At 62.2% G+C, this 19,695-nt stretch carries 18 protein-coding genes; 6 read left to right on the forward strand and 12 right to left on the reverse strand.

Annotated features, from left to right (window positions below):
* The 4 genes from FY112_RS10910 to FY112_RS10925 form a co-directional block, all read left to right on the forward strand.
* The coding region (locus tag FY112_RS10910; RefSeq protein ID WP_151518381.1) for an SDR family oxidoreductase at positions 1-217 on the forward strand (217 nt) is incomplete at its 5' end.
* A 356-nt stretch (positions 218-573) separates the two neighbouring features.
* The gene (locus tag FY112_RS10915; protein ID WP_017960326.1) at positions 574-1,062 is read left to right on the forward strand and encodes a hypothetical protein; all 489 of its coding nucleotides are present in this window, start codon (positions 574-576) and stop codon (positions 1,060-1,062) included.
* Between the two features lie 209 nt (positions 1,063-1,271).
* On the forward strand, positions 1,272-2,207 hold the full coding sequence (locus FY112_RS10920) for an MBL fold metallo-hydrolase (protein WP_077981078.1): 936 nt from the start codon (positions 1,272-1,274) through the stop codon (positions 2,205-2,207).
* A 223-nt stretch (positions 2,208-2,430) separates the two neighbouring features.
* Positions 2,431-3,393, forward strand: coding sequence for an AEC family transporter (locus FY112_RS10925; protein WP_151518382.1), 963 nt, complete (start codon positions 2,431-2,433; stop codon positions 3,391-3,393).
* Here FY112_RS10925 and FY112_RS10930 read toward each other — a convergent pair.
* Genes FY112_RS10930 through cysG form a run of 5 tightly spaced genes read right to left on the reverse strand, consistent with a single transcriptional unit; the run spans position 3,361 to position 8,565 of the window.
* Complete coding sequence (locus FY112_RS10930) at positions 3,361-4,572, reverse strand: UbiH/UbiF family hydroxylase (protein ID WP_151518383.1); 1,212 nt, start codon at positions 4,570-4,572, stop codon at positions 3,361-3,363. The genes FY112_RS10925 and FY112_RS10930 overlap by 33 nt on opposite strands.
* A gap of 37 nt (positions 4,573-4,609) precedes the next feature.
* On the reverse strand, positions 4,610-5,122 hold the full coding sequence (locus tag FY112_RS10935; RefSeq protein WP_077981080.1) for a DUF934 domain-containing protein: 513 nt from the start codon (positions 5,120-5,122) through the stop codon (positions 4,610-4,612).
* Between the two features lie 10 nt (positions 5,123-5,132).
* Positions 5,133-6,803 carry a nitrite/sulfite reductase gene (locus FY112_RS10940; RefSeq protein ID WP_151518384.1) on the reverse strand — a complete coding sequence of 557 codons (1,671 nt, stop codon included), beginning with the start codon at positions 6,801-6,803 and terminating at the stop codon, positions 5,133-5,135.
* A gap of 8 nt (positions 6,804-6,811) precedes the next feature.
* Complete coding sequence (locus FY112_RS10945) at positions 6,812-7,126, reverse strand: DUF2849 domain-containing protein (RefSeq protein WP_011651871.1); 315 nt, start codon at positions 7,124-7,126, stop codon at positions 6,812-6,814.
* Positions 7,127-7,128: 2 nt separating this feature from the next.
* On the reverse strand, positions 7,129-8,565 hold the full coding sequence (gene cysG / locus FY112_RS10950) for a siroheme synthase CysG (RefSeq protein WP_151518389.1): 1,437 nt from the start codon (positions 8,563-8,565) through the stop codon (positions 7,129-7,131).
* Positions 8,566-8,834: 269 nt separating this feature from the next.
* Here cysG and FY112_RS10955 point away from each other — a divergent pair, with 269 nt between their 5' ends.
* Both FY112_RS10955 and mazG read left to right on the forward strand, forming a co-directional pair.
* Positions 8,835-9,422 carry a nucleoside deaminase gene (locus tag FY112_RS10955; protein ID WP_131629391.1) on the forward strand — a complete coding sequence of 196 codons (588 nt, stop codon included), beginning with the start codon at positions 8,835-8,837 and terminating at the stop codon, positions 9,420-9,422.
* Positions 9,423-9,473: 51 nt separating this feature from the next.
* Positions 9,474-10,319 carry a nucleoside triphosphate pyrophosphohydrolase gene (gene mazG / locus FY112_RS10960; RefSeq protein ID WP_151518385.1) on the forward strand — a complete coding sequence of 282 codons (846 nt, stop codon included), beginning with the start codon at positions 9,474-9,476 and terminating at the stop codon, positions 10,317-10,319.
* A gap of 47 nt (positions 10,320-10,366) precedes the next feature.
* Here mazG and hflX read toward each other — a convergent pair whose 3' ends face one another.
* The 7 genes from hflX to ntrC form a co-directional block, all read right to left on the reverse strand.
* Positions 10,367-11,692 carry a GTPase HflX gene (hflX, locus tag FY112_RS10965; protein WP_017960317.1) on the reverse strand — a complete coding sequence of 442 codons (1,326 nt, stop codon included), beginning with the start codon at positions 11,690-11,692 and terminating at the stop codon, positions 10,367-10,369.
* 77 nt (positions 11,693-11,769) lie between these two features.
* Positions 11,770-12,012 (reverse strand): RNA chaperone Hfq, encoded by a 243-nt coding sequence (gene hfq / locus FY112_RS10970; RefSeq protein ID WP_003539403.1) that lies wholly within the window; start codon positions 12,010-12,012, stop codon positions 11,770-11,772.
* Positions 12,013-12,124: 112 nt separating this feature from the next.
* Positions 12,125-12,988, reverse strand: coding sequence for a D-amino-acid transaminase (locus FY112_RS10975; RefSeq protein WP_151518386.1), 864 nt, complete (start codon positions 12,986-12,988; stop codon positions 12,125-12,127).
* A gap of 64 nt (positions 12,989-13,052) precedes the next feature.
* Complete coding sequence (locus tag FY112_RS10980; protein WP_017960314.1) at positions 13,053-14,417, reverse strand: sigma-54 dependent transcriptional regulator; 1,365 nt, start codon at positions 14,415-14,417, stop codon at positions 13,053-13,055.
* Positions 14,407-16,674: a PAS domain-containing sensor histidine kinase gene (locus FY112_RS10985; RefSeq protein WP_131622574.1), complete on the reverse strand. Its 2,268-nt coding sequence runs from the start codon at positions 16,672-16,674 to the stop codon at positions 14,407-14,409. The genes FY112_RS10980 and FY112_RS10985 overlap by 11 nt, the downstream gene beginning before the upstream one ends.
* 231 nt (positions 16,675-16,905) lie before the next feature.
* Positions 16,906-17,895 (reverse strand): aldo/keto reductase, encoded by a 990-nt coding sequence (locus tag FY112_RS10990; RefSeq protein ID WP_151518387.1) that lies wholly within the window; start codon positions 17,893-17,895, stop codon positions 16,906-16,908.
* A gap of 609 nt (positions 17,896-18,504) precedes the next feature.
* Positions 18,505-19,695: nitrogen regulation protein NR(I) (gene ntrC / locus FY112_RS10995; RefSeq protein WP_151518388.1), on the reverse strand; the 1,191-nt coding region annotated here is incomplete at its 5' end.

Here is a 19,695-nt window from a genome sequence, read left to right on the forward strand (position 1 = left end):
CGAGGCGATGCTCGCCGAGGAACGTGTGAAGACGGGGAAACCGATCGAGGAGGTGGCGGCGGACTTCGTCAAGAAGCACCGCGCCGGTTCGATCATCCAACGGGCCGCGAGCGTCGAGGAAATTGCCAATCTCGTCACTTATTTGGCCTCCCCTTTGGCGTCCGCAACGACTGGAGCTTCGATGCGCGTGGACGGAGGCCTGATCGACACGCTCTGACGGACTCCACCGACCGGCCACTGCACCGTCTCGTCGGAAGTTGTCTCCGCAATGCGCTGCAGTGGCGGGCTATTTGGCAGCCTCCCGAAGTCCTCCTATTCTTACCGTTTCGCAGACCAGTCGCTTGTCGAAAAGACGGAGCTCGAAGTAGCCTCGATCTTTCGCGCCCGCCATGGTCCGTTGGCCCGGCTAAACCACGGCACGTCAAGGAACCGCTGGCGACCGCCAAAGTTTAGCTTTGAGAACATCAGCGCAGATGAGTTCAATGGAAAACGCGGCGAAAGACTTGGCGAACAACGTCGACGGCTCGATGGCCGTCGCGTCGCGGCAATCGACGACTAGCTTGGGAATTCGGCATGAACATCGAGACGATCCTTTTCGGGCCGAGCGACTGGGTCCCGAACAACCCGCATCTTCCTGTATTGCTTTACAGAGGGCTGTTTGCTGACGGCAGACCGACCGATTTCGAACGTCGCTTCGCGGCAAACGGTTGGACAGGCATCTGGACAAACGGTGTCTTCGATTATCAGCACTACCATTCCGGTGCCCATGAAGTGCTGGGAATTGCACTTGGTAGCGCCACGCTGCTGATTGGTGGTCCCGGGGGGCAAGCAATAGCGGTGGCGGCCGGAGACTGTATGGTGCTACCAGCCGGGACAGGGCATCAGAATCTCGGCTGCACGTCGAACTTCCAGGTCATCGGCGCTTATCCTAAGGGACAGCATGCCGACATTCAGACTTCGGCTGCTTCAAGCGAAACGCTGACGAAAATCTCGTCAGTACCCCTACCCCACACCGATCCCGTTCAAGGACCATCGGGATTTCTCATCGAGAAATGGCGGTAGCAGGCTTGCCGCGTTCGCTGATCTGATCGACTCCACCTCCATCAGCACCACGCCGGCAGTAAAAAGCCAGGCCTGCACCTATGCCGTGGTATGGCTTGTCCTGTCCCTCGGCCCCACTCGTCCTTACCCCTCGACCAATCGATCGCAAACACGCCTCCATGTAGCGTCGTCGATGCCGTGTTTGAGGCGGCGGTCAGAAGGAGACGAACATGAACCTTGAGACAAAGATGAGCCTGGAAAACACCGCACACACCGGCAGACCTCAGCTCGACGAATTGGTTCCGTCGCGCTACGCGGTGCGGGTCGGCGAGATTGAGGTGCTGGTGGTCAGCGATGGAGTGCTACCGCTCCCTACCGCGATGCTGGGACACAACATCGATCCCGCCGTCCGAGCGGCCTGGCTGAAAGACATGTTCCTGCCGGCGGATGCTTTCGACTGGGCGCTGAACGTGGTCGTGGTGCGCAGCGGCGACCAGACCATACTCCTCGACGCAGGGCTGGGGATCGACCCGGACCTGCATCTGCCGCGGGCCGGGCAGCTGATCAAGCGGTTGGAAGCTGCCGGCATCGATCTTGCGTCGGTGACCGACGTGGTGCTGACCCACATGCACATGGACCATATTGGCGGGCTGCTCGTCGACGGGGTGAAGGACCAGTTGCGTCCGGACCTACGCATCCACGTGGCGGCGGCCGAGGTCAAATTCTGGGAGGCGCCCGATTTCTCCCGGGTCTCTATGCCACCGGGGTTCCCGGACGCGCTTCGGGCGACTGCCACGCGGTTCGCCGAAGAATATCGCAGCCATTTCAGGCTGTTCGATGACGAGTACGAGGTGGCGCCGGGCGTGGTCGTCCATCGCACCGGCGGCCACACCCCGGGGCACAGCGTGATCCGCCTGGCGTCCGGCGGCGACCGGCTGATGTTTGCCGGCGACGCCGTATTCGCGGTCGGCTTTGAGCACCCCGACTGGTTCAACGGCTTCGAGCACGACCCCGAGGAGGCGGCGCGCGTTCGGATCCGTCTTTTGCGGGAGCTGGCGGAGACCGGCGAGCAACTGGTGGCCACCCACCTGCCGTTCCCATCCGTCGGCCGGGTGGCGGTCGACGGCGACGCCTTTCGTTGGGTGGCGGCCTTCTGGGACTACTGATCGGTTGTTGGGTTGGTCGTAGAGCGTGTACTCATCGCGTGAATGAGTCCACGCTCTATCGATTTGTTTCTGCGCAATTCCGGACGCAAAACCGCTACACACTTTTGCTGGAATTGCTCTTGTTTCTGCGCAATTCCGGGCGCAAAAACCGCTACACAGTTTCGTTGGAATTGCTTAAGTCAGATCCCTACCCGCCGATCATCCCCGCGCCCCGGAAGACCTCTTGGCCGAAATCGTCAGCCTGCTATTGCCGTTCTTCGGCCTGATCCTGATCGGTTACATCGCCGCCAAGGCGACGAAGCAGCCGGCCGAAACGCTCGGCTGGCTGAACACCTTCATCATTTATGCCGCCCTGCCCGCTCTGTTCTTCAAGCTGGTCTCGCGCACGCCGATCGAACAGCTGACACGCGTCGATTTCATCGCCACCGATATCGCGGCGACCTATGCAGTCTTCATCCTGCTTTTCGCCATCGGCCGCCTGCTGCGCGGCAATTCGCTTGCCGATTGCACCATCCAATCCTTTGCCGGCGCCTATGGCAATATCGGCTATTTGGGACCGGGCCTGGCGCTCTTGGCGCTCGGCGAGGGTGCGGCGGTGCCGGTGGCTCTGATCATCTGCTTCGAAAACGCGCTGCATTTCGTCGTGGCGCCGGCACTGATGGCAGCTGCCGGCGATGACAAGCGTTCAACAGGCCAGCTTGTCGCCGATATCGTCCGGAAGGTCGCGCTGCATCCCTTCATCCTGTCGACGGCGGCAGGCTTTGCGGTGGCCGCCTTGCACATCGACCAGCCGCTGGCGTTTCAGCGCCTCGTCGACTATCTCGCCCAGGCGGCGGCTCCCTGTGCGCTCTTTGCCATGGGCGTGACGCTGGCGCTGCGGCCCCTGAAGCGGATCCCGGCAGAAATCTCCTATATCGTGCCGGCGAAGCTGATCCTGCATCCGATCGCGGTTTTCATTGCGCTGACGGCGGTGGGTGGTTTCGAGCCGGTCTGGATTCAGGCCGCCGTGCTGCTCGCCTGCCTGCCGACGGCGACCAACGTCTTCGTCATCGGCCAGCAATATGGCGTCTGGCAGGAGCGCGCCTCGGCGACGATCCTGATCACGACGGTGTTTTCGGTGGTGACTGTTTCGCTCTGGCTGATCGTGATCCGCTCAGGCCTTCTTCAGCTTCAGCTTTTCCCGTAGCGCATCCGGAATATCGCGAAAGCCGCGGCCGGGCTCGATGCCCTCGCGCATCACGATATTGCGCAGCGGCGGTATCGCCGAGAGGATATGCAGGCCGGCAGCCCGCAGCATCTGGACGGGCAGGAAATCCGAGAGCAGCGAGCGGTTGAGAAGATCGACACTGGCCGTGCGCGTCATGATATCGGCGCGGCGCTTGCGGTCGAAGCTTTCGCCGGCGTCGGCCGGTACCGGTAATTCCGCCCGGTCGCAGAGGATATCTGCAAGCGCCATGATATCGCGAAGGCTAAGGTTCAAACCCTGTGCCCCGATCGGCGGGAAGACATGGGCGGCCTCGCCAATCAGCGCAATGCGTCCCTTGCCGAAACGATGCGCCATCATTCCCGACAGCGGCCAGACTTGGACGCCCTCCTCCACATCAACCTTACCGAGCATGGACTGCATGCGCGCCTCGACAAGAGCGCCGAGCTCGGTAAGCGGCAATTCCATGCGGCTCGCCGCCTCAGCGGGATTCTGCACCCAGACCAGGCTGGAGCGGCTCCCCGGCAGCGGCACCTGGGTGAAGGGCCCATGTTTGGTGTGGAATTCGGTCGAGATGTTCTGGTGCGGCAGCGAATGGGCGGAATTCAACACCATGGCCGATTGCGGATAGGACCAGTTGCGCACGGCAATGCCTGAGGTCTCGCGCAGCTTCGAGCCGCGGCCATCGGCGCCGACGGCAAAATCGGCCGACAGCGTCTCGCCGCCGGTAAGGGTAATCGAGACTGACACGGCTGATATCTCGATCGATTCGGCCATATCGGTGAAGCGGGTAATATTGCCCTCGCCGGCGGCGGCCTCCTCGAGGATATCGATCAGCGCCCTGTTGGGGAAATTGTAGCCGAAGGCGTCCAGGCCGACATCGGCCGCGCGGAAGGTGGTGGTCGGCGCGCGCAGCAGCCTGTCGGTGCCGTCGACGATGCGCATGCTGGTGAGAGGGGCGGCTGCGGGACGAAGCTTTTCCCAGAGCGCCAGGCGGTCGAGGAAGCGGATCGACTGATCCATCAGCGCCGTGGTGCGCCGGTCCTCTTTGGGAGCTACGGGGGCAATCAGCGCCACGCTGCGGCCGCCGCGCGCCAGCGCGATTGCGGCGATCATGCCGGCCAGACCGCCACCGATCACCGCCACTTCGAATGTCTTCATGCTATCATCCGCCATCGTAAAACGGCGGCCCAGCCGCTCATGCGGCCGGCTTCGCCTGACGGCGCCAACTATAACCCTTGCCGGCTTCGGCGTCACGCACTGCCGGCTGATAATGATGGGGAATGGCGGGAAGACGGTTTTCGGAAAGCCGCTTCAGCGCCGTGACGTTGGTAACGGCAAAGCTGTCGATGCCGACGCGCAGCATCAGCGGGATCTGATCGATCAGCACATCGCCGACGGCGCGTAACTCGTTGGTGTAACCCAGGCGCTGGCGCAGCAGCGAGGCATGGCTGAAGGCGCGGCCGTCATTGAAAGCCGGAAAGGCGACAGCGACGATTTCGAGGCGATAGAGATAGGGCTCCAGCCGGCGCACGTCGTCGGCCGGCTTGATCAGCACGCCGAGGCCGACATCGTTGCTTTCGTCGGCCTTGGCGATCATCTCGTCGAGGCCGAGCAGCGGCTTCTGCTCCTCGGTCGCCTTCACCTCGTCGGTTTCGATCACCCAGGGATCGTTTTCGACAAAACCGGTTTCTCTCCAGATCTTCGTCATCATCCCCTCCTTATGCCGCTTCGGCGGCCGAGCCGTAGAGCGCGGTCTTGAAAGGCTGCGGTCCGACGCGGCGATAAGCGGCGAGGAAGTTCTCGGAATGATCGAGGCGCAGGCCGAGATAGGTGTCGACGATCGTCTCGATCGCGTCGGTCACCCGGTCCGGCTCGAAGCCGCGGCCGATGATCTCGCCGATCGAGGTGTGTTCGTCGCCGGAGCCGCCGAGCGTGATCTGGTAGAGTTCGGCACCCTTCTTTTCCACACCGAGCAGGCCGATATGGCCGACATGGTGATGGCCGCAGGCATTGATGCAGCCGGAGATCTTGATCTTCAGCTCGCCGATCTCTGCCTGGCGTTCGGCATTGCCGAAACGCCGGGAGATTTCCTGCGCCAGCGGAATGGAGCGCGCATTGGCCAGCGCGCAGTAGTCCAGCCCAGGACAGGCAATGATATCGGTGATCAGGCCGGCATTGGCTTCGGCGAGATTGATGGCGACGAGGCCGCGATAGACGGCTTCGAGATCGGCCAGCGCCACATGCGGCAGGATCAGGTTCTGCTCATGGCTGACGCGGATTTCGTCGAAGGCATATTCCTCGGCGAGATCGGCGATCGCGTCCATCTGCGCATCGGAGGCATCGCCCGGAATGCCGCCGATCGGCTTCAGCGAGATCGTCACCATGCCGTAGTCGGGGTTCCTGTGCGGCTGCACGTTCTGCTGGACCCAGCGGGAGAAACCGGAATCGGCCTTCTTCCAACGGGCAAGGTTTTCCCAGCCTTCGGCGCGCTGGGGCAGATCAGGCGGCGCGAAATAGGCAGAGATCGACTGCACGTCCTTTTCCGGCAGCTTGAGCTCGGTATCCTTCAGCGCGGCGAATTCAGCCTCCACCTGGCGTGTCAGCTCCTCGGTGCCGGTTTCGTGCACGAGGATCTTGATGCGGGCCTTGTACTTGTTGTCGCGGCGGCCGTGCAGATTGTACACGCGCACGATCGCCGTGGTGTAGGAGAGCAGGTCTTCCTCGGGCAGGAAGTCGCGGATCAGCTTGGCGATCATCGGCGTACGGCCCTGGCCGCCGCCGACATAGACGGCAAAACCGATTTCGCCCTTGTCGTTCTTCTTCACATGCAGGCCGATATCATGGACCTGGATTGCGGCGCGGTCGCGCTCGGCGCCGGTGACGGCGATCTTGAACTTGCGCGGCAGGAAGGAGAATTCCGGGTGGACCGACGACCACTGGCGCAGGATTTCGGCGTAAGGACGCGGATCTGCGACCTCATCGGCGGCAGCACCGGCGAAATGATCGGCCGTGACGTTTCTGATGCAGTTGCCCGAGGTCTGCAGGGCATGCATTTCGACGCTGGCAAGGTCGGCAAGCGCATCGGGAATATCGGACAGTTTCGGCCAGTTGAACTGCAGGTTCTGGCGCGTGGTGAAGTGGCCATAGCCGCGGTCATAGGTGCGGGCGATATGGGCGAGCATGCGCAACTGGCGCGCGCTCAGCGTCCCGTAGGGAATGGCGATGCGCAGCATGTAGGCGTGAAGCTGCAGGTAGACGCCGTTCATCAGGCGCAGCGGCTTGAACGCGTCCTCGGCGAGTTCGCCGGAAAGGCGACGCTGAACCTGATCGCGAAACTGCTCGACGCGCTCGGTAACAAAGGCATGGTCAAATTCGTCGTAACGGTACATCGTCTTCCTCAGACTGCAATGAATTCGGGATCGGCAGGAGCGTAGCCCGGGGCATATTCCATGGTCGGGCCCTGTGCGCGGATGCGCTCGCGAAGGCGAAGCGGCCAGAGAATGCCGTTGGTTTCCTGAACGTCGACGACGGCGACGTCGACGACCTCGTTGTCGGCATAGGACTTTTTGCCGATCGCCTCCAGTGCCGCGACGGCTTCGGCATGACGGGCAACGAGCGCCTCCTGCAGTGAGGTGGACCACTTGCCGTTCGCATCCAGCCAGACGGCAATGCCGTCCGTCAGCCGGTTGGCGGTCAGAACCTTGTCACCCATATTCAGCTCCTTGCAAGTTCCTCGAGCCGGGTGTTTGCGCGCACCAGTGGCTCGGACAGTTCGAAATTGGCGCCGGCGACCGCATCGCCGATGATGACCATGACAGGTCCGGTCAATTCATCGCGGTGCTGCAGATCGGGCAGATCAGCGAGCGTGCCATGCAGCAGACGGCGATCGGCGCGGCTGGCATTTTCGATGACGGCGACGGTGGTTTCGGCGGGGATGCCCGCCTGCATCAGCCGCTCGGCGACGGAGGCGGCAACCGTGCGGCCCATATAGACGGCGATCGTCGCGCCGGAAACGGCAAGGCTCGCCCAATCGGGCAGCACGTCGCCTGTGAGATCATGGCCGGTCGTGAAGACCAGCGAGGAGGCGACGCCGCGCAGTGTCAGCGGCAGCTCGAAATCGGCAGCGGCGGCGAAAGCCGAGGTGATACCAGGCACGACCTCATAGGTGATGCCGGCAGCGCGCAGTGCCGCCATTTCTTCCCCTGCCCGGCCATAGACCAGGGGATCGCCGGATTTCAGACGCACGACGCGCTTGCCCTGGCGGCCGAGATCGACCAGCAGGTCGTTGATCTCTTCCTGGGACTTCGAGTGGCAGCCCTTGCGCTTGCCGACGGAAAGCCGCTCGGCATCGCGGCGGCCCATATCGACGATCGCTTGCGGCACGAGCGCGTCATAGACGATGACGTCGGCCTCCATCATCACGCGCTGGGCGCGTAGCGTCAGCAGATCCTCGGCACCCGGACCGGCGCCGACCAGCCAGACGTGGCCTGCGACCTTGTCCATCGCGTGCAGCAGCCGGTCGGCAGCATGGCGGGCCTGCGGAAGGTTGCCGTTGGCGACCGCATCGGCAACGGCGCCGGAGAAGAAACGGCGCCAGAAGACCCGGCGGGAGACGCCTCTGGGAACCAGTTGTTCGACGGCCTTGCGGTAGCTCGTTGCCAACCCGGCAAGGCGGCCGAGCGAGGGCGAAAGAAGCTGGTCGATCTGGGCGCGGATCATCTGCGCCAGAACCGGCCCTGCCCCTTCAGTGCCGATCGCAACGGCGACGGGCGCGCGGTTGACCAGCGCCGGCGTGAAGAAATCGCAGTAATCCGGCTGATCGACGGCATTGGCCGGAATTCTGGCAGCGCGGGCGGCATCGACGATGCTGCGGTCATCAGCTTCATTGCCGGTTGCGGCGAAGACGAGCGCCGAACCCTCGACCTGTTCGGCTGAGAAGGCAGCGCGCACGGTCTCGATACGGTTGGCGATCAGGAAGGCGTGGTAATCGGCTTCCGGCCGGTCGGCATAGGCGACAATCCGCGCCTTCGTGTTGAGCAACAGCCGCACCTTGGCGAACGCTTCGTCGCTATTGCCGAAGACAGCCGTCTTCTGGCCTTCCACGCGAAAGAAGGCGGGAAATACCGAAAGCTGTTCAGTCTTGGGAGGCATCATCAATCCACTTCGAGGTTGCCGGAATATGCCCTTGATCGACAAGGGATTGAAGGAACAGAAATTCGAAAGCCCAAGCAAGCGGGTATTCTTTTGCTCGTGCCGTCAATGATTTGAGAAAAGTCACCCGTGCGGCCCAAAAGCCGCATATTTCTCAGCCCGCTTGCTGCAGCGCAGTATAAAGCCTGTGGCAAAAAACGTCCACCGGCGCTTGACGCATTTCACTCGCACCGCCAAGGCGATAGACTGAGGAAAACTGGAGTGCCCTCATGCCTGATAAGACCATTGCCTCCCGCCTGCTTTCGGTCATCGAAGGCGACATCCTGCCGCTGACGGAGCGTGGCGTTTCGCTTGGCAACAAGGTGTTCGGTGCGGCGATCTTAAGGAAATCCGATCTTTCGCTCGTCGTCGCCGAGACCAATAACGAGCTGGACAATCCGCTATGGCACGGCGAAGTGCATACGCTGAAGCGTTTCTACGAGCTTGGCGACAAGCCGCCGACCAAGGATCTGATCTTCCTTTCAACGCACGAGCCCTGCACGATGTGCATGTCGGCGATCACCTGGGCGGGCTTCGACAATTTCTACTATTTTTTCAGCCATGAGGATTCGCGCGACGCCTTCGCCATTCCGCACGACCTGAAGATCCTGAAGGAAGTCTTCGGGCTTGAACCCGGCGGCTACCGCAGGCAAAACGCCTTCTGGAACAGCTTTGCCATTGCCGATCTCGTCGAGACCGAAGAGGCTCAGTTGAAAACCGCGCTGAAGGCGCAGACCGCCCGCATCAAGGCGCGCTACGACGCGCTATCGACCAGCTACCAGTCATCGAAGAGCGCCAACGACATTCCCCTGAATTGAGGGCCGCTGAACTGAGGCCCATCGAACTGAAGCCCGCTGAACCGAGGCAACATGCAACCTTCCAAAGACATTTCGCGGCTGATCGAGATCATGGCGGCGCTGCGCCATCCCGAAACCGGCTGCCCCTGGGACATCGTGCAGAGTTTCGAGACGATCAAGCCCTATACGATCGAGGAGGCCTATGAGGTTTCCGACGCGATCGAGCGTGGCGACATGGACGATCTCTGCGACGAGTTGGGCGATCTGCTGCTGCAGGTGGTCTTTCACGCACGCATGGCCGAGGAGGCCGGCGAATTTTCCTTCGGCGACGTGGTCAACGCCATCACCGCCAAGATGATCCGTCGCCACCCGCACGTCTTTGCCCGCTCGGCGGCGGATACGCCGGACGCGGTGAAGAGACAATGGGACGAGATCAAGCAGGCGGAGAAACGCGAGCGCGCCGAGCGACGGTCACGGCGTGGCATCACCGAGGACTTCAATAGCGGCTTCCTCGGCTCGGTGCAGCGCAGCTTCCCGGCTTTGACGGAAGCGCTGAAGCTGCAGGAACGCGCCGCCAAGGTCGGCTTCGACTGGTCAGCGCCCGAGCCGATCCTCGACAAGATCGAGGAGGAGATCGGCGAATTGCGGGTAGCCCTTCGCGAAGGCGATCAGGCAAAAGTCAGCGACGAACTCGGCGACCTGATCTTCGCAGTCGTCAATATCGGCCGGCATGTGAAGGCCGATCCGGAACAGGCGCTGCGTGGCACGAATACGAAATTCCGGCGTCGCTTCAGCCATATAGAACAGGTTCTTAAAGCAGAGGGCGAGACGCTGGAGGCAGCCACTCTCGAACGCATGGAAGAAATCTGGCAGGCGGCGAAGGCGATTGAAAGAGCTGTGACGTCGGGGGTTGAGTAAGCGGAACGTTGCCACATCTCCCTTCCCACCGGGGGGAAGGGAATGCCTTACCGCTCCCAATCTTCCTTTGAAGACTTCTGTCCGTTGCCGATGCGGCGTTCGAGTTCGGTTGCCTCGGTTTCGGAGAGGCGCAGATCGAGCGTGATCGTGCCGTCCTCATTATCCTCGCGGCTGTCGACGATCGCGTGATCGTAAAGCCAGGGCAGCAGCGCCAGCTTGTCGACCGGAAGGCGGATCGTTGCCACGGTCATCACGCCTGACAGTCTGCGGCTGATCTCTTCCATCAGCGTGTCGACGCCCTCGCCGCTGACGGCGGAAACCGCGACCACGTTGCTGGCGCCGGCCGATTTCTGCACCATGGTGTCGTGCACCTCGGGCTCCAGCCGATCGATCTTGTTCCAGACCTCGATCAGCCGTTTTTCGGCTTCGGCCTCGTCGATGCCAAGATCGTTCAGGATGCGCATCACGTCGGAGCTCTGCGCCTGGTTGTCGGCATCGGACATGTCGCGGACATGCAGGATGAGATCGGCTTCCAGCACCTCTTCCAGCGTCGCCCGGAAGGCGGCGACCAGATGGGTCGGCAGGTCGGAGATGAAACCGACGGTGTCGGAGAGGATGACGGTGCGGCCGTGCGGCAGCTTCATGCGCCGAAGGGTCGGGTCGAGGGTTGCAAAGAGCATGTCTTCGGCCAGCACGCCGGCGCCGGTGATGCGGTTGAAGAGCGTCGACTTGCCGGCATTGGTATAGCCGACCAACGCCACGATCGGGTGCGGCACCTTGCGGCGCTTGGCGCGGTGGAGCTGGCGGGTGCGCACAACTTGCTCCAGCTCGCGTTCGAGCTTGATGATGCGGTCCTGCAGCATCCGCCGGTCGGCTTCGATCTGGGTTTCGCCCGGGCCGCCCATGAAGCCGCCACCGCCGCGCTGGCGTTCAAGGTGGGTCCAGCTTCGGACCAGGCGGCCCTTCTGATAATTCAGATGGGCGAGGTCGACCTGCAGCGTGCCTTCCTTGGTGGAGGCGCGGCGGCCGAAGATTTCGAGGATGAGACCCGTCCGGTCGATGACCTTGGCGTTCCATTCCTTTTCGAGGTTGCGCTGCTGCACCGGCGTCAACGGATGATCGACGATGACGAGACCGGAATCGCGCTCGTCGAGCAGCGCCTTGATCTCCTCGATCTTGCCGGTGCCGAGCAGCGTGGCCGGTCTCGGATCATTGACCGGGACGATCGAGCCATTGACGACATCGAGATCGATCGCCTGGGCAAGGCCCGTCGCCTCTTCGAGCCGGCTTTCCGGCGTGCGGGTCGAGGCCGATTCGCTCTGGCCGCCGCGACTGCGCGATTTCAGAACCGGCACGACGACGGTCGCGCGCATGTCGTCCCTGTGCTTGCCGGCCTCAGGGATGATCGAATCGTTCTTGGTATCGCGTGTCGAAATGACGGCTGATCCTGTTAGGACGCGGCTTCTTCGCTCTCGAACATCTGCATGGGCTGGCCCGGCATGATCGTCGATATCGCATGCTTATACACGAGCTGCGAGTGGCCGTCACGGCGAAGAAGAACACAGAAATTGTCAAAAGACGTAACAACGCCCGTGAGTTTCACGCCGTTGATCAGAAAGATTGTCAGGGAAATCTTTTGCTTGCGAACAGTATTGAGAAATAAGTCCTGAAGATTCTGAGAACGTTCCGCCATCGCGCCGCTTCTTTCTTTATTGCCGACCTGATCTGGCCGGTAGAATATCAATCAACCTCACCATGCGAAGACCGGTGGCATCCTCATTCCACCTGTCCAGCAAATCTTGGTATCAAATCGCAATCTTTTCCGCAACGTCGAAAAAGGCCTCGCGGACTTTCTGCGAAACGCTGCCTGGATGACCGTTGGCAATGGGCTGGCCATCGACGGAAACGACTGGAAAACAAATGCTTGTGGCTGCAGTGAGGAAGACCTCGCGGGCTGCTAGCATTTCCGAAACGGAGAAGTTCCGCTCGGTGATCGTCAATCCCAGCTTGGCTCCGACATCCATCAGAGTGGTGCGGGTAATGCCGCGCAGGATGCCGTGTTCGGCCGGTCGCGTGACCAGCGTTCCGTCCGGATCGACGATCCAGACATTGGTCGCCGCCCCTTCCTTCACCATGCCGTCGCCGTCGACATAGATCGCTTCCTGGGCGCTGGCCTCCTTGGCCTGCTGGCGCGCCATGGCATTCGGCAGCAGGCCGATGGACTTGATGTCGACGCGATCCCAGCGATTGTCGACAAGGGTGATCGCCTTGATGCCGTTAGCGTTCTTGGCAGCGATGATCCTGGCATCGGTGCTCTTGGCGGTAATGACAAGCGAGGGCGGCGTCCCCTCGGCCGGGAAGACATGATCGCGGCGGGCGACGCCGCGCGTCACCTGCATGTAGAAAAGCCCGTTGCGGACATGGTTGCGGCGCAGCGTCTCGCGAATGACCTGCGTCAGCGCCGCCCGGCCCATCGGCCAGGCGATGCGCAACTCGCTAAGCGATCGGTCGAGACGGTTCAGATGGCGCGTGAGGTCGACGATATAGCCGTGGCGCACTTCGCAGACCTCGTAGACGCCATCGGCAAACTGGTAGCCGCGATCCTCGATATGCACACTGGCATCGGAATGCTTGAAGTAACGGCCATTCACATAGGCAATTCTCGGCATGGGAAACCTGGTCTTCCGGGAAGCAATATGGGACGCGGCGCGGCGTCGGCCGCGCCGGAAACGATCAGACTCCGAGCGACTTCAGCTTGCGGTGAAGCGCCGAACGCTCCATGCCGACGAATTCCGCGGTGCGCGAGATATTGCCGCCGAAGCGGTTGATCTGGGCGATCAGATAATCCTTCTCGAACATCTCGCGGGCTTCGCGCAGCGGCAGCGTCATGATGTGATAGTCGTTCTTGGCGGACACCTTCGGCAGCATGTCGCCGAGATCGGTCGGCAGCATGTCGGCGGTGATCGGCGCATCGGGGCCGTCGGTGCGGGCAAGGATCATCAGCCGCTCGATATTGTTGCGCAACTGGCGGATGTTGCCGGGCCAGTCATGCGCCTGCAGCACCGCCATGGCGTCGTCGCCGATGCGGCGCGGGCGGATGCCGGCCTGTTCCGATATCTGGCGCATCAGCTGGTCGACGAGGAAGGGAATATCCTCGCGCCGTTCGGCAAGTGCTGGCACGCGCACCGGCACGACGGCGAGGCGATGATAGAGATCCTCGCGGAACCATCCCTCGGCGATGCGGCTCTCGAGATTGTAGGCGGTCGAGGAGATGATGCGGACATCGACCTTGACGCGCTTGGACCCGCCGACCCGCTCGAACTGCTGATCGACCAGCACGCGCAGGATCTTGTTCTGCGTCTCGCGCGGCATTTCGCCGACTTCGTCGAGATAGAGGATGCCGCGATGGGCTTCCTCGAGCGCGCCGATCTTGCGCGCCTGGCCGGGCGTGCCCTCGGTGCCGAACAGCGCCACTTCCATGCGGTCGGGCGTGATATTGGCGGCGTTGATCGCAACGAAGGGGCCGTTGGCGCGAGCCGACTTCTTATGGATCATCCGCGCCACCAGCTCCTTGCCGGAACCCGACGCGCCGAGGATCATGATGCGGCTGTTGGTCGGTGCAACCTTCTCGATCGTCTGGCGCAGCTGCGAAACGGCAACCGAGGTGCCGATCAGCTCCAGCGCGTCGCCGGTGCGGCGCTTCAGATCGGAGACCTCGCGCTTCAGCTTGGAATTCTCCAGCGCGCGTTCGGCGATCAGGATCAGCCGGTCGGCCTTGAAGGGCTTTTCGATGAAATCGAAGGCGCCACGCTTGATCGCCGAGACGGCGGTCTCGATGTTGCCATGGCCTGATATCATCACCACGGGCAGTTCCGGATGGCGGGTCTTGATCTCGTCGAGCAGCGACAGACCATCGAGCTTGCTGCCCTGCATCCAGATATCGAGGAAGATCAGCCGCGGCACGCGATCGGAAATCGCCGCCAGCGCGCTGTCGCTGTCATGAGCCGTGCGCGTCTCGTGCCCTTCGTCGGAGAGAATGCCGGAAACGATCTCGCGAATATCGTGCTCATCGTCGACGACGAGAATATCAGAGGCCATAAACGCTTTCCTTGTCATTGGCTGCGGGAGCAGCAGGCGTCGGATCCAGGCGTGGCAGATGCACGCGGATCATGGCCCCTCTTCCCCGGTCAAAATCGGCGGGCGCATCATGCAGCTCGAGCTGCCCGCCATGTTCCTCGATGATCTTCTTGACGATGGCGAGGCCGAGGCCGGTGCCCTTCTCGCGCATCGTCATATAGGGTTCCAGAATGCTGTGACGGTTCTCCACCGGCAGGCCGCGGCCATTGTCGATCACGTCGACGGTGAAGCGATCGCGGCCGGTATCGAGTGCGGCGCGGACGAGAACCTTGCGTTCGTCCCGCTCGTCGCTCGGAACGGCCTCGATCGATTCGACGGCATTCTTGATGAGATTTCCGAAAGCCTGGCCGAGCATGCGGCTGTCGAACAGACCCTCCAGCGGCTGGTCGCCGAAATCCTGCTCGAAGGTGACGTGATGGTTGCCCATTTCGCGTAGGAAGATCGCGTCGCGCAGAATATTGCGCAGGTCGCTCGGCTCCTTGGTCGGCTTCGGCATGCGGGCGAAAGCGGAGAATTCGTCGACCATGCGGCCGATATCGCCGACCTGGCGGATGATCGTATCCGTGCACTGGTCGAAGACCGTCCGGTCATCCGGGTCGATCTGCTTGCCGTAGCGGCGCTGGATGCGCTCGGCGGACAGCTGGATCGGCGTCAGCGGGTTCTTGATCTCATGAGCGATGCGCCTTGCCACGTCGCCCCAGGCGGTCGAGCGCTGGGCGATGACGAGATCAGTGATGTCGTCAAGCGTGATCACGTAGGACTCGCTCATGTCGCGCACTTCCTCGCGGGTCACCTGCACGCTCAGTGTCCTCACAGTGCCGCCGCGCACCAGCGCGATCTGCTTGCGGAAGTCGCCGCGATGACGCACCGCCGCCTCGGTCAGCACGTGATCGACCTCCGGCGCGATGTCGACCAGCTGCTTTCCGAGCATCTCGTCGGCCGACAGCGACATCAGCGTCTCGGCCGAGCTGTTGACGATGGCGATGCGGCGGTCCTGCTCGACGCCGATGACGGCGGCAGTGACACCCGATAACACCGCCTCGATGAACCGGCGGCGGTCGTCGACCTCGTCCTTGGCCTCGAGGATCTCGTCGCGCTGGGTGCGGATTTCCGAGATCATCTTGTTGAAGGTGCGCGACAGATTGGCGACGTCGCCGTCGACGGCATGCACCGGCACAACGATATCCATATTGCCCGATGCAACGCTGTCGGCCGCCGTGATCAGCAGGCGGATCGGCCGGACGATGCGGTCGGCGACGGCGATTGCGGTCCAGATCGCCGCCAGCAATACGATTAGCGCGAAGCCGATATAGAGCACGGCAAAGGCGACCTGCAGCGAGAAGCGATTGGCCTCCATCGAGCGGTATTCGGTGGCGTTCTCCTCCATCATGCGCATAGCGCCCATGACCTTGGGATCGACGGCGCGCACCGTGTAAAGGAAGGTGCCCTGGATGGCATCGAGCTTGATAATGGCGCCGACGAGGTTAGTGACGCCCGGCGGGATCAGCGTCGGCTGGCCGGCAGCCGCCTTTTCCAGCGCGTCCTGCGGAATGGCCGGCAGCGGCTTTTCAGTGGCTATATCGGCCTGGACGATCACCGAGCCGTCGCGCTCGACGAGGAAGGCACCAAGCAGGCCGCGGCCCCTCGCCTGACGGGTCATCAGATCGGCAAAGCCGGTCCTGTCGAGGCTATAGAGTGCGCGGTTGCGCTCCAGGTCGTTGGCCATGGAGACCGTCTGCCCCTGCAGATAGCTGGCATTCTCCATCATGTAAGCCTGGCCGATATTGCGCGACGAGCTGACAATCGACTGGGTGCGCAGAGCAAACCAGCGGTCGAGACCGGCATTCAGCGTGATACTGGCGAAGATGGCGACGAGGATCGCCGGCGTGATCGCGACGATCGAGAAGAGCACGACGATGCGGATGTGCAGGCGGGCTGCCGCACGGCCGCGAGTGCGCGCCTTGAGCAGCCTTGCCACCTCACGCCCGATCAAGGCGAGCAGCGTCAGAACAAAGAAGGAATTGACGATCACCGAGGTGATGACGACATGGGACGTCGGGGCGATCGGCGTCAGGCCGAGCAGCACGAAAAGCGTGGCCGTGGCGCAGAGAAGCGCGCCGCCGGCGAGCACCAGGCCGGGCACGGCAAAAAGGGCGCGGCGGTCGGTCACCGTCGTCACCGTCTCGCCTGCCGCCGGCGATACCCCATCCTGCGTCATTCGGCCTCTCTTCAGACGGCACCCGCCGCCCTCGCCATCCGATCGAAAACCAAGCAACGCCGGCTTAAAAAAGCCAGCGCTGCAACGACTCGATCGGGAGCGAATTTCCAAAACCCTTGCGTGACCTTTAAGCAACGCATTGTGGCGAAAATGCAACGCGCCTCGTCACATTGTCAAGCCGTGCCTCTCTCGAAAGCCTTAATCTGACCCGCCGAGGAAGGTTTGTTTTCTCTAGAAGCGCCGTGGCCCTTCGGGTTTGTTTCCGACGATCGTGTCGATCCGCTCCAGCACGTCAGACGTCATCTTATCTCGGTGTGAGAGGGCCGCAAGATTGTCCTGCAGCTGGCTGGCGCGCGAGGCTCCAAGAATGACGGTCGAGACGTTGCGGTTGGCGAGGCACCACAAAAGGGCGAGATGCGTGATCGATAGGTCGATCTCGTCGGCGAGCTTTGCCAGCTCGCCAACTTGTTTGAGCTGGGCGCGGCCGGCATCACTGGACCACTTTTCCTTCAGCCATTCATAGCCCGGCAGATTCATACGGCTGTCGGCCGGCACACCATTATTGTATTTGCCGGTCAGGACGCCCGAGGCGAGCGGTGACCAGATCGTGGTGCCAAGGCCGATCAGGTCGTAGAGCGGCAGATAGTCAGATTCGACCTTCTGGCGTTCAAAGATGTTGTACTGCGGCTGCTCCATGGTCGGCGGCGTCATGCGCAAGTCCCGGGCAACGGCATAGGCTTCCGTCAATTGCTGCGCGGACCATTCCGACGTGCCCCAATAGAGCACCTTGCCCTGGGCGACGAGATCGTGCATCGCCCGGACCGTTTCCTCGATCGGCGTGTCGATATCCGGGCGGTGGCAGAAATAAAGGTCGAGGTAGTCGACCTGAAGCCGCTTGAGCGCTGCGTGGCAGGCGTCGGTCACATGCTTGCGCGACAGGCCGCGCTGCGTCGGCTTCTGGCCTCCCCAGAAGACCTTGCTGGAGACGACGAAGCTGTCGCGGCTCCAGCCGAGCCTGCTGAGCGCCTCGCCCATCACGATTTCGGACTTGCCGCTCTCATATCCCTCGGCATTGTCGAAGAAGTTCACCCCGTTGTCATAGGCAAGCTTCATGAGTTCGACGGCGTCGCCTCCATCGACCTGCTTGCCGAACGTCACCAATGAGCCGAAGGAGAACTCGCTCACTTGCAGACCCGACTTTCCCAAACGTCGATATTCCATCATGCAACTCCCGCAAATTATGAACATGTGCCGGCCTGTCACCGGGGTCGGCGTCGCCCGATTGATCGACGACCGATTGGCGTAATCTATGGCATGCGTAACGATATGCGAGGCTCAGCCGGCCAAGTTGACCAAAACACGATGTCGCAGTCCGCGTCAGCCCCGACCGTAAAGAAAAGGGCGCTCCACGACATCAGCCGGAGCGCCCGTGGCATGCAATCGACGACGTTTGCGGCGGAGGTCGACAGCAGCAACGGCAGAATGACGAGATTCGGAACGGATAGGCAACATGCGATTGGCATCTGCGACATTATCGCCCGCTGATTGATCCTGTCGTCCACCGGATATCCACAGCTTATCCACAGGCACGGCGACGATGATCGCAGCAACTTCAATGACATTCGCCTCTCGACAAAACACTCCTCACAAATGCTTATGTGACTGTCGAATGACACCGTATCTTTGTTTGTCTGCTTGGATATAAACCATGGCCTGGCTCAGATAGGCTCATCTCTCCTCCCGACCGTGGCGGCGGACGCCGGGAGGGGTGGGCGGTGGGCAAACATGAGGGCCCGCCGCCTTCTTTTTATCGCGCCCCTGGAAGAACGCTCAGGCGGTGCGGGAACTCCGGTAGACCGAGACGCCAAGTTCCCTGATCTTCTTGCGCAAGGTGTTGCGGTTGAGACCGAGAAGATCGGCCGCCTTGATCTGGTTGCCGCGTGTCGCCGTCAGGGCGGCGAGGATCAGCGGATATTCCATTTCCGTCAGCACGCGATCATAGAGGCCGGGCGGCGGCAGATTGTCGCCGAAGCCTGCGAAATAGCTGCGCATGTTCTCTTCGACGGCTTGCGCGATCGTCATCGAGCCGCTGCGCATCGGCCCCTTGTCGATCGGGCTGTCGGGCACGTCGGAACGCAGTTCCGCGTCGATGATCTCGCGGGTGATGACTTCCTGCGGATAGAGCGCCATCAGGCGGCGGATGAGGTTTTCCAGCTCGCGAACGTTGCCCGGCCAGGCATAGGCCTTCATCAGTTCGAGCGCTTCCTGATCGAAACGCTTGGAGCCAAGACCTTCCTTTTCGGCCTGCTGGATGAAATGGCGCACCAGATCGGGAATGTCCTCGGCGCGATCGCGCAGCGGCGGCAGGCGCAGCGGCACGACATTGAGGCGGTAATAGAGATCTTCGCGGAAGAGGCCCTGGTTGATCGCCTGCTTCAGGTCCTTGTTGGTGGCGGCAACGATGCGCACGTCGGTGCGGATCGGCGTGCGGCCGCCGACGGTGGTGTATTCGCCCTGCTGCAGGACGCGTAAGAGCCGCGTCTGGGCGTCCATCGGCATGTCGCCGATCTCGTCGAGGAAGAGCGTGCCGCCTTCGGCCTGCTCGAAGCGGCCGGTCGAGCGGGTCTGCGCGCCGGTGAAGGCACCCTTCTCATGGCCGAAGAGTTCGGATTCGATCAGGTCACGCGGGATCGCCGCCATGTTGATTGCGACGAACGGGCCGTTTCGGCGCTTGCCGTAATCATGCAGCGCGCGGGCGACGAGTTCCTTGCCGGTGCCGGATTCGCCGGTGATCATCAGCGTCAGGTCCGTCTGCATCAGGCGGGCGAGCACGCGGTAGATTTCCTGCATCGCCGCCGACCGGCCGACGAGCGGCATGCCGTCCTGCATGTCGTCTTCGAGTTTGGCGGGCTTGCGCTTCGGCTCGGCCAGCGCTCGGCCGATGATGCCGATCAGCTCGGTGAGGTCGAAGGGCTTCGGCAGATAATCGTAAGCGCCTTTCTCCGAGGCCTTGATGGCGGT

Source organism: Rhizobium sp. PEPV16 (assembly GCF_008919455.1).
In the GTDB taxonomy this organism is placed as follows: domain Bacteria; phylum Pseudomonadota; class Alphaproteobacteria; order Rhizobiales; family Rhizobiaceae; genus Rhizobium; species Rhizobium leguminosarum_Q.

Bases quoted from the DNA above. Each gene is read 5' to 3' on its own strand.
- FY112_RS10915 (WP_017960326.1), top strand. From the start codon at position 574: ATGAACATCGAGACGATCCTTTTCGGGCCGAGCGACTGGGTCCCGAAC.
- FY112_RS10920 (WP_077981078.1), top strand. From the start codon at position 1,272: ATGAACCTTGAGACAAAGATGAGCCTGGAAAACACCGCACACACCGGC.
- FY112_RS10930 (WP_151518383.1), bottom strand. From the start codon at position 4,572: ATGAAGACATTCGAAGTGGCGGTGATCGGTGGCGGTCTGGCCGGCATG.
- FY112_RS10935 (WP_077981080.1), bottom strand. From the start codon at position 5,122: ATGACGAAGATCTGGAGAGAAACCGGTTTTGTCGAAAACGATCCCTGG.
- FY112_RS10940 (WP_151518384.1), bottom strand. From the start codon at position 6,803: ATGTACCGTTACGACGAATTTGACCATGCCTTTGTTACCGAGCGCGTC.
- FY112_RS10945 (WP_011651871.1), bottom strand. From the start codon at position 7,126: ATGGGTGACAAGGTTCTGACCGCCAACCGGCTGACGGACGGCATTGCC.
- cysG (WP_151518389.1), bottom strand. From the start codon at position 8,565: ATGCCTCCCAAGACTGAACAGCTTTCGGTATTTCCCGCCTTCTTTCGC.
- FY112_RS10955 (WP_131629391.1), top strand. From the start codon at position 8,835: ATGCCTGATAAGACCATTGCCTCCCGCCTGCTTTCGGTCATCGAAGGC.
- mazG (WP_151518385.1), top strand. From the start codon at position 9,474: ATGCAACCTTCCAAAGACATTTCGCGGCTGATCGAGATCATGGCGGCG.
- hflX (WP_017960317.1), bottom strand. From the start codon at position 11,692: ATGCGCGCGACCGTCGTCGTGCCGGTTCTGAAATCGCGCAGTCGCGGC.
- hfq (WP_003539403.1), bottom strand. From the start codon at position 12,012: ATGGCGGAACGTTCTCAGAATCTTCAGGACTTATTTCTCAATACTGTT.
- FY112_RS10975 (WP_151518386.1), bottom strand. From the start codon at position 12,988: ATGCCGAGAATTGCCTATGTGAATGGCCGTTACTTCAAGCATTCCGAT.
- FY112_RS10980 (WP_017960314.1), bottom strand. From the start codon at position 14,417: ATGGCCTCTGATATTCTCGTCGTCGACGATGAGCACGATATTCGCGAG.
- FY112_RS10985 (WP_131622574.1), bottom strand. From the start codon at position 16,674: ATGACGCAGGATGGGGTATCGCCGGCGGCAGGCGAGACGGTGACGACG.
- FY112_RS10990 (WP_151518387.1), bottom strand. From the start codon at position 17,895: ATGGAATATCGACGTTTGGGAAAGTCGGGTCTGCAAGTGAGCGAGTTC.